Source organism: Rhodococcus sp. ARP2, assembly GCF_001029585.1.
Lineage (GTDB): Bacteria > Actinomycetota > Actinomycetes > Mycobacteriales > Mycobacteriaceae > Rhodococcus_F > Rhodococcus_F erythropolis.
The window spans coordinates 1-6,795 of the sequence record NZ_LEKE01000104.1; the positions used below are offsets into that span (position 1 = coordinate 1).

Sequence of the window (6,795 nt, forward strand, 5' to 3'; positions counted from 1 at the left end):
CTGCGGTGCAGTTGGCTGATCCGGCGGAGGCTTTGCCGTTCGTGAAGACGTTGCGTGAGCACGGTATTTCGGGTCGCGCGGCGGGTCAGGGTGCGATGCAGATTTCGCCGACGTTCGTCATGACCGACGATCAGGTCGCGGAGATGGCAGCAGGGATCCTCGCAGCCCTGGGCTAGGTACCTCGTTTTCCGTTGACAGACATCGTGTTACGGAATCATTAAGCCGAAGAAAATGTTTGGACCCTTCGCGGCGCGGTCCTCATTTCGGTCGAAACTGTCTCCAGCACTGACGATGACCCCTGCCCGCGTCATCTGCCACCATTGTTGCCAATCTCGGCGAGTGGGTTCTGGCAGATTGTCATCACGTCCAAATCTGATTGCTGCATTAGCGTTTCACTCCAGACACGGTGTTTGTGAGCTGGGGCACAAAGCATTTCGAACACCTTCCTCCTTCGCGAAAGGTCTCGTCATGCCGATCTGGACGTTGCACGGAGACGGAAAGAACATCGGACCCGGTGAAGTGGTCGCTCCCGGCGAGCGACTCAGTTGGGGAAGAACCATCGGGTTGGGTGGCCAGCATGTCGTGTCGATGTTCGGCGCGACGTTCGTCTTCCCGATCATCATGGGGCTCAATCCTCAACTTGCCGTGATGATGTCGGGCTTTTGTACGCTCTTTTTCCTCCTGGTGGTCAAAGGACGCGTCCCCAGTTACCTCGGTACGTCGGCGGCCTTCGTCGGCGGCGTTGCCGCTATTCGTGCTCAGGGTGGAACGACGGCGGAAGTGACCGGTGCGATTCTGGTGTCGGGGTTGGTTCTGGGATTCGTCGGCATCGCCATCCACTTTCTCGGCGGTGGCGTCATCAGTAAAGCGCTACCGCCGGTGGTCACCGGCGCTGTGGTGATGCTGATCGGTTTCAACCTGGCGCCCGTTGTCGCGGGGTTGTACTGGCCGCAGGACCAATGGGTGGCACTGATCGTGATGGTTGCCCTGATCGTGATGAGCGTTGCGCTACGCGGCTTCCTGGGACGTATCGCCATTCTCGTCGCGCTGGTTTTCGGCTACATCTTCTCGTGGGTCCTCGACCGGGTCTCCGGTCCGATCACGTCCGCCGGCGGTAGTGGAGCACCCACCGAGCACTTTCGTGTCAACTGGGATTCGGTGCACTCGGCGTCATGGTTCGGGTTGCCGCCGTTCTCGGACGAAGCCAACGGAATCGTCGGTATCCACGCTCCCTCGTTCAGCCTCACGTTCATCGTTCTGGTCCTTCCCGGTGTCATCGCACTGGTCGCGGAAAACGCCGGTCACGTCAAGGCCGTCGCCGAGATCACGGGCGACGATCTCGACCCGTACATCGGACGCGCAATTGCCGGTGACGGTTTTGCCACCGCCATCGCCAGCGCAGTAGGCGGCTCTCCCACGACGACACACGCCGAGAACATCGGTGTCATGGCGGCCACTCGGGTGTACTCGACCGCCGCGTACGTGATCGCGGGTGTCATCGCGATCCTGCTCGGCTTCTCCCCCAAGTTCGGGGCGGTCATGGCGGCGACTCCCGGCGGCGTTCTCGGCGGAATTCTTGTGGTTCTGTTCGGCATGATCGGTCTGCTCGGCGCCAAGATCTGGAAAGAGAACGGTGTCGACTTCGGGAATCCGCTGAATCTGATGCCGATCGCCGCCGGTCTGATCATCGGTATCGGCGACACGGCTCTGAAGTTCAGTGACACGTTCTCACTCGGAGGCATCGCGCTCGGCACCATCGTCTTGATCGTGATGTACCACTTCTGCCAGTTCGTCGGGTCCAGGAACCCCGAACTGAACAGGCCGGAGCCCGGCAGGCGACCGGGCTCCACGACGGGTCCGGATACGTCAGATGACGAACGGGAAGAGCCCGTGGCGCAGCTCACGTGATGCCAAGTTGAATGTATGCCAGGTATGACCCGTGACCGTTGTCACATCTGCACAAAACGTGAAGTGACTCATAGAGGCAGGATTGAGTAATGAAACCGTCGCCGCTGACTTATCACCGACCGTCCTCGGTCGAGGACGCGTGCCGAATCCTCTCCGAGGTCTCTCACGAGGGGAAGGTGCTCGCCGGTGGGCAATCGCTTGTGCCGCTGCTGTCCATGCGCCTCGCCGCGCCCGCCCACATCGTCGACATCGGATCGATCCCGAACCTCGCTTCGGTGACCTCGTCCGAAGACGAAGGAGTGCGGTTCCAGGCCCTGGCCACGCACTCGGTGCTGGCGGCCGACGAAGGTGCTCGTCGAGTTCAGCCTCTACTGAACCGTGCTCTGCAGTTGGTAGCGCACCCCACGATCCGTAACCGCGGGACGAGCGTCGGTTCCATCGTCCATGCCGACCCGTCGGCGGAGATGCCGGCAGTCCTGACACTGCTCGGCGGCAGCGTGACCGTCCAGTCGGTGCGTGGCACCCGCGAGATCGCGTCGACGGATCTCTTTGCCGGTCCTCTCGAGTCGAGCCTGGAATCGGACGAGATCGCGGTGTCGGTGTCGGTGCCCGGCGCCGAACCCGGAGTGGGGACCGCCATCGACGAGATCGCGCGTCGTCACGGTGACTATGCACTGGTCGGCGTCGTCGCCCGGATTCGCGTGGTCGACGGTCTGGTGGCCGAAGCGCACATGACGTACGTGTCCGCCGGAGAGCTGGGGCAGGTCGTGGACTACACGGACGTGCTGGCGGGGGCGTCCGCGACGGATCAGCGAGACCCGCGATGGCGCACTCTCGGAGAATGCGCCCGCGCGCAGATAGATACCGAGGCAGACATTCACGGGACGGCGGCGTACCGCTCGCAGTTGGTGTCCGCGCTCACGGCGCGGGTCGGCTTCGCGGCGGCAACGGATGCTCTCAGTGAGAACGCAGTACTGGCAGGAAAGTGGTGACAATGTCCAAAAACGATCGCTCCATCGATGATCAACTTGCCGAGTTGGCAGCAGACACCGGTGAGCACCATGTGGCCGTGACGTTCACGCTCAACGAGGTGACGAGCACCGTCGTTCTTCCCTCCCGCACCTTGGCTTCGGATGCCATTCGTCACCACCTCCGTAAGACGGGCACGCACGTCGGTTGTGAACACGGCGTGTGTGGTGCGTGCACCGTGCTGCTCGACGGCAAGCCGGTTCGGTCCTGCCTCGTCCTCGCTGCCAGCCTCGAAGGTCGATCGATCACGACCGTCGAAGGCCTCGTTGAGCCGGACGGTACTTTGCATCCGGTTCAGCAGGCGTTCAAGGATTGTCACGGTCTGCAGTGCGGATTCTGCACACCGGGATTCGTGACGACCATCGCGGCGTTTCTCGAGGAGAACCCCAATCCCACACGTGAGGAAGCAACCGACGCGATCGCGGGAAACCTCTGCCGTTGTACGGGATACCAGAACATCAGGGCGTCGGTTCTGCGCGCAGCCGAGATCAAGCGTGAACGGGCCGGGCAGTTCCCGCTCGGAATCGACGACGCGTCCACTCGGGAGGCGTTGGATCGCAAGGTGCGGGGAACGACGAATCCCGTCGGAGGACGGGCGGGTAAGGCATGAGTACTCCGGTCAAACCAGCAAAGCGCAACGGGGCGAAGCACCCGGCTTCCGATCATTCGACGGCCGATCATTCGGTTGCCGACGACGGCAAGTTCTTCGGTAAACCGATTCCGCGCGAGGAAGATACGCGTCTGCTCAGCGGTCAGGGGCGATACCTCGACGATCTGGGCCACAACGCGCTGATCGCGGCATTCGTCAGGTCGCCGCACGCTCATGCGCGAATCATCGACATCGACATCGACCAGGCGCTGGAAGTGCCTGGTGTGCATGCCATCTACACCTACGAAGATCTCCTGGCCGACACGCCGGAAATGGCGGAGAACCTGCCACTGCTCATTCCGCATCCGGGAATCATCGCTCCGCGCAACGGGTATCCCCTCGCGAAGGACGAGGTGAAGCATGTCGGCGAAGCCATCGCCATGGTGGTCGCCGACAACCGGTACATCGCCGAGGACGCTTGCGCGAAGATCGACGTCACCTACGAGGCGCTGAAGCCTGTAGTGGGGATCGACGTCGCTCGCACCGCCGCCAACGCCGTCCACGCCGACGTTCCGGACAACGTCGCCGCTCACCTGCAGCACGGGTTCGGAGATCTGGATGCCGAACTGGCCGCCGCGCCGCACCGACTGACGCTGGATCTCGAAATCGAGCGTTCGGCTTCCATGCCGATGGAGGGCAAGGGTGTCTACGCGCGCTGGGACGGCGACGAGAACACCCTCACGTTCTGGACCTCCACCCAGACCTCCACGTCCGCCCGCGCCGCAATCGCCGCGCGATTGGGGATGGCGCTGAACAAGGTTCACTGCATCGCTCCTGACGTCGGCGGTGGATTCGGCGTCAAGATCGTTCACCCGTGGCCCGAAGAAGTGATGATCACGTGGGCCGCTCGACGCCTCGGCCAGGCCGGCATCTCCTGTGAGGTGAAGTGGGTCGAGGATCGCCGTGAGCACTTCATCTCGAGCGCGCACGAGCGTGGGCAGATCCAGAAGGTCGACATCGGATTCGACGACGAGGGTCGTCTGTTGGCGTTCGACTTCACGTTCTGGCACGACAACGGTGCCTACCTGCCGTACGGGATCATCGTCATGATCAACACCGCGACGCAGGTTCTCGGGCCGTACAAGCCGAAGTCGTTCCGGGTCAACGCCTATTCGCTGTACACCAACACGGTCATAGTGACCCCGTACCGCGGCGCCGGACGTCCGCAGGCCGTGTTCGCGATGGAGCGATCCATGGACGCCATCGCCAAGTACCTGAACAAGGACAAGATCGCGGTGCGGGAGGCGAACTTCATTCGCCCCGAGGACATGCCGTACGACTTCGGCCTGATGTTCCAGGACGGACGCCCGTTGATCTACGACACGGGCGACTACCAGGCAGGCATCGACAAGCTCAAGAAGCTCATCGACTGGGACGGATTTCCCGAGTACCAGAGGAAGGCTCGCGCCGAAGGGCGGTCGGTCGGAATCGGTATCGGTGCGTACGTCGAGGGAACCGGCCCGGGACCTTACGAGGGTGCCCACGTCGTGGTCGAGACGTCCGGAAAGGTCAAGGCGGCAACAGGCTTGACGACGCAAGGCCAAGGCCATCAGACCGCGTTCGCCCAGATCGTTGCGGACGATCTCGGAGTCAAGGTCTCCGACGTCGAGATCGTCACGGGTGATACCCGTCGGTTCGGTTATGCCGTAGGCACTTTCGCCTCGCGTGGGGCGGTCATGTCGGGTTCGGCCTTCCATGTCGCGGCGCAGATGGTCGCGGAGAAGGCGAAGAAGATCGCCTCCGGAATCTTGGATCTGCCGGAAACCGAACTGGAACTCCGGGAAGGCCACGTGTGCAAGATCGGCACCGAAGCCGGTGTGGAAGGTACGTCCGTACCGCTGAGTGTTGTTGCCGTGCTGTCGAACCCGCTACGATATGCGTTCGACCGTGAGTCGAAGCTGGCCACCGGTTTCGCCAAGACCGACACGGACATGTCGAAGCCGCCGATTCCCGAGGGTGAGCAGCCCGGTCTGGAAGCAACCGGCTACTACTCGCCGCCCAGTTCCACCTTCGCTTCGGGAGTGCACGCGGCGATCGTCGAAACCGATCCCGTGACAGCCGAGATCACGGTCCGTCGTTACGTTGTCATCCACGACTGCGGAAACGTGATCAACCCCCGCATCGTCGAAGGTCAGGTCATGGGCGCCGTCGCGCAAGGTATCGGCGGCGCACTCTACGAACGGATCGTCTACGACGAGCACGGGCAGATGCTCAACGCGTCGTACATGGACTTCTTGATGCCGTTCGTCACCGAGATGCCGGATTCGCTCGAGATGGATCACACCGTCACGCCGTCAGGGCTCAACCCACTCGGAATGAAGGGGGCCGGTGAGGCCGGTGTGATCCCCACCAGCGCCGTCATCGCGGCCGCCATCGAGGACGCCGAAGGAATCTCGATCACGTCCATGCCCATTTCACCGTCCGAACTGTTCGAACTTCGACTCGCGCATGCGGGTTCGTCATCAGAGGAGAATGCATGAGAATCGCCGGCACCGCGCAGCTGACGGCACCTCGCGAAGAGGTCTACGACAAGCTCCAGGACGGTCGTGTACTGGCCGCGACCATTCCCGGTGTGCAGTCGCTCGAGCAGCTCACGGACAATCACTACAAGCTCTCCATCATGGCCGGAGTTGCGTCGATCAAGGGCGTCTACGACGGCGAGGTTGTTCTGTCGCAACAGAATCGGCCCAATTCGTTTGTCATGACGGCTTCGGGGGCTGGTGCTCCCGGTACGGTGAAGGCGGACGTCACGGTCACCTTGACGGAGAACGAGGGTGGCACGCTGCTTTCGTATGACGCCGATGCCGTGGTCGGCGGGATGGTCGGCGGCGTCGGGCAGCGCATGATCACCGGTGTAGCCAAGAAGATGGCCGGGGTGTTCTTCAAGAGCATCGACGGCGTCATTGCCAACGGCATCCCCGAGAAGGTCACTGCCGCCGTGGCGGCGGCAATACCGGCAGTGGCGGTCGAAGGCGCGCCGGTGGTTTCCGGAGCTGTCGCGGCACCGGCGGTTCTTCCGGCCGCTGCACCGACAGCGGGTGGCACAGATGCTCGCACGGTGATGGTCAGCGCCGTCGTCGGCGCAGCCATTGCTTTGTCAGGTGTTGCTATAGGCGGATTCCTGGCGCGTTCTGGTTGTCGCGAGTAGTTCACTCAGGTGTCAACAGCTGATTCACGATGAGGGAAACGCCCCGAACCGACCAGGTTCG

General features: G+C 62.6%; 5 protein-coding genes and 1 pseudogene. All 6 read left to right on the forward strand.

The genetic code is table 11. From position 1 onward, the window contains the following. Window positions 1-176: pseudogene (locus ABX74_RS30240) on the forward strand (aspartate aminotransferase family protein); the annotation flags it as partial. Window positions 177-468: 292 nt separating this feature from the next. Further along, on the forward strand, window positions 469-1,908 hold the full coding sequence (locus tag ABX74_RS26165; RefSeq protein ID WP_020909747.1) for a uracil-xanthine permease family protein: 1,440 nt from the start codon (window positions 469-471) through the stop codon (window positions 1,906-1,908). An 89-nt stretch (window positions 1,909-1,997) separates the two neighbouring features. Next, window positions 1,998-2,900, forward strand: a complete 903-nt coding sequence (locus tag ABX74_RS26170) for an FAD binding domain-containing protein (RefSeq protein ID WP_019746091.1) — start codon at window positions 1,998-2,000, stop codon at window positions 2,898-2,900. A gap of 2 nt (window positions 2,901-2,902) precedes the next feature. Then, a complete protein-coding gene (locus tag ABX74_RS26175) occupies window positions 2,903-3,547 on the forward strand; it encodes a (2Fe-2S)-binding protein (protein WP_029256750.1) in 645 nt (214 codons plus the stop codon). After that, window positions 3,544-6,066, forward strand: a complete 2,523-nt coding sequence (gene cutA, locus ABX74_RS26180) for an aerobic carbon-monoxide dehydrogenase large subunit (RefSeq protein ID WP_019746089.1) — start codon at window positions 3,544-3,546, stop codon at window positions 6,064-6,066. Before ABX74_RS26175 ends, cutA begins: the two co-directional genes overlap by 4 nt. Next, entirely contained in the window at window positions 6,063-6,734 is a 672-nt protein-coding gene (locus tag ABX74_RS26185; protein ID WP_003946004.1) for an SRPBCC family protein, read from the forward strand. The genes cutA and ABX74_RS26185 overlap by 4 nt, the downstream gene beginning before the upstream one ends. Window positions 6,735-6,795 lie beyond the last annotated feature (61 nt).

What these genes read in the sequence shown, in the direction of transcription:
- ABX74_RS26165 (WP_020909747.1), top strand. Translation starts at nt 469, where the DNA reads ATGCCGATCTGGACGTTGCACGGAGACGGAAAGAACATCGGACCCGGT.
- ABX74_RS26170 (WP_019746091.1), top strand. Translation starts at nt 1,998, where the DNA reads ATGAAACCGTCGCCGCTGACTTATCACCGACCGTCCTCGGTCGAGGAC.
- ABX74_RS26175 (WP_029256750.1), top strand. Translation starts at nt 2,903, where the DNA reads ATGTCCAAAAACGATCGCTCCATCGATGATCAACTTGCCGAGTTGGCA.
- cutA (WP_019746089.1), top strand. Translation starts at nt 3,544, where the DNA reads ATGAGTACTCCGGTCAAACCAGCAAAGCGCAACGGGGCGAAGCACCCG.
- ABX74_RS26185 (WP_003946004.1), top strand. Translation starts at nt 6,063, where the DNA reads ATGAGAATCGCCGGCACCGCGCAGCTGACGGCACCTCGCGAAGAGGTC.